A 2,889-nucleotide genomic window follows, 5' to 3' on the forward strand; every position below is an offset into this window, starting at 1 on the left:
AGGAGTTACACGGTTGTTAAATTCTTTATCCGCAGGGTCTGTCACGTTTGTGATCAAGGCTTTCGCTGTACCATCATGAGATACAGTAACAGTTACAACAGCAGCCATTTCATCGTAAGTGACAGTTGCATCTGTACCCTTAACCTCTGTTACAGTGTACTTGTAAGTACCTTCTTGACCCTTCTGGTATTTAAGGGCTGTAACAGTTTTACCAGCTTTATTTGTGTACTCTACTGGAGAGAATTTAATCTTACCAGCTGCATCGTTGGTTGCAGTTGCAATCACAACATTGTCGCTATCTTTCAACTCGAATGTGAATTCGCCAGCTTTAAGGTCACGACCTTCCAATTTCTTAGTGAAATTAAATTCTACTGAGATTGGAACACTGTTGACACGTTTTTCAGTTGGTTTGTTTGGTTTTTCAACAGTCTTGCTTACTGGGTTGTAGTAGTTAACAACTTGGGCTGCTTTGTTTTCGATATCTGCACCAGCTACAACATCGTCTTTCACTGTTGCTGGAATATCAAATTTATAGTAGCGTCCAAATTCGAACTTAGTAGTATCAATGATTTGAGTGTTTTCAGCGTCGCCAAGTGACTTAGTGAAGCCAGCTTTAAGGTTAGCTGTAAGAACACCGTTGTTATCAGAGATATCGAACTTGTTAGTAACGTCTGCACCAGTTACAGAATCATAAACCTTGATTTCTGAAGCATTAACAGTCAATTTATCCTTGTCGTAGTTATCTGTGATTCCTACTGTTTGGATGTTGTCTTTGTTAGCTGCATCAAATTTAGTTGTATCCAACCATACTTGGTAGTAAAGTTTAGATCCACGTTCAACTGACTTAGTATTTAAGTTTTCATCTTCGTTGTTGTTTGTATTATCAACATATGGGTTTGTGTTTGTTTCACCATATTTATCTGTCAATTCAGAATCATCATCAACGAGTTTAGTACCAGTGATATCGAATTTCGCTTTAGAAACAACGTATTTCTCTGGTTGGAACTTAGGTTCTTCTGGAGGTGTTACACGGTTGTTGAATTCTTTATCAGCAGCATCTGTTACGTTGGCAACGATTGCTTTAGCTGTACCGTCGTGTGAAACAACAACTTTAACAGTGGCAACCATTGTGTCGTATTTGACAGTTGTATCTGTACCAGGAGTTTCTTCTACTGTGTAGTTGTAAGTCTTACCAAGATCATCGCGACCAAATTCAAGAGTCTTGAAGACAATCTTACCAGCAGCGTCGTTCTTCACGCGTTCAACTTCAACGCCGTCTTTCTTCAATACGAATTCGAATTCGTTAGCTTGAAGTTCACGACCTTCCAAACGTTTTGTGAAGTTCATTTCCACTGGAACTGGAACGCTGTTAACACGTTTTTGTGTTGGTTTGTTTGGTTTTTCAACTGTCTTGCTTACTGGGTTGTAAACGTGAACTGTTTGGTTGGCTGTATTTTCAATATCAGCACCAGCTTTAACAGATTCTTTAACAGTTGCTGGGATATCAAATTTATAGTAACGTCCAAAGGCGAATTTAGTAGTATCGATAACAGGGTTGTTTACTTTATCTTTGATAAATTCATCTTTAGAAGTTGCAGTGATTGTGCCATTTTCAACTTTGATGTCGAATTTAGCAGTCACATCTGCACCAGTTACTGAATCATAAGCCTTGATGTCAGAAGCGTTTACATCCAATTTATCAGCGTCGTATGTATCAGATACACCAACGTATTGAACGTTGTTAGCTTCTGTGAATTTAGTAGTATCAAGCCATACTTGGTATACCAATTTAGAACCGCGTTTAACAGTCTTAGTATTCAAGTTTTCTGGTTCGTTGTTGGCAACACCATCAACATATGGATTGGCGTTTGTTGCTGTGTACTCGTTACCAGGAACATCATCGTCATCATCCATCAACTTGTCACCAGTGATGTCATATTTCTCTTTAGAAACGACAAATTTTTCTGGTTGGAATTCCGGAGTGTTCGGAGGAGTGACTTTGTTGTTGAATTCTTTATCTGCAGTACCATCAGTTGCATTACCGTTAGCGTCTACACCACCAGTTGATGTAACGTTTGTAACAGTAGTCAATGTGTGACCATTCTTAGCAACTTCAACTGTCACTGTAGCTTTCATTTGGTCGTAAGTCATTCCGAATTCTTTATTTTCAGGAATTACTTCTTCTACAGTGTAAGTGTGTGTACCAACTTTAGTATTGTCAAATGACAATTCAGAGAAGGTTACGTTACCAGCAGCATCATTTTTAACAGTTTCAACGACCTTACCAGCAGCATCTTTCAATACGAAGCTGAATTCACCTGCTTTAAGTTCACGACCTGCCAATTTCTTAGTAAAGTCAAACTTAGTCACAACTGGAGCAACAACATAGTTGTTGAACTCAGTGTCTTCAGGCATTGTAACAGCAGTACTCAAGAGACCTGTAGCGGCATCTTTAGTAACTTTAACTTTCACTACTGCGTTCATAGTATCGTAATCGATATTTGTATCGTTACCAGCTTTTTCACGCACAGTGTAAGTGTGTTCACCTTCAGCGCTGTATTCAATCGCATCAAATGTGATTGAACCATCTGCAGCATTTTTCTTAGTTTGGATTACATTGCCATTTTCAAGCAATTCGAATGTGAAGGCATCTGCTTCAAGTACTTTACCTTCAAGACGTTTAGTGAACTTGAATTGAGCTTGAGTAGGAGCTGATGTGAAGGTATTGTTGAACTCTGTATCTGCAGGAAGAGTATTTGTTGCTTTAAGTACGTGACCTTCTTTAGTAACAGTAATTGTTACTTCAGCTTTCATCGTATCATATTGCATTCCTGCTTCAGAACCTTGAACTTCTTCTACAGTGTACTTGTGAGTACCAACTTGTGTATT

1 protein-coding gene is annotated in these 2,889 nt (G+C 38.7%); it reads right to left on the reverse strand.

Features of this window, described 5'->3' with window-relative positions; all coding sequences use genetic code 11:
* Window positions 1-2,889, reverse strand: a 2,889-nt coding sequence (locus HMPREF1519_RS03670; RefSeq protein ID WP_037611193.1) for a Spy0128 family protein, incomplete at both ends; no start/stop codon positions are given.

This window comes from Streptococcus sp. SR4, from assembly GCF_000517725.1.
Taxonomy (GTDB): Bacteria; Bacillota; Bacilli; order Lactobacillales; family Streptococcaceae; genus Streptococcus; species Streptococcus salivarius_F.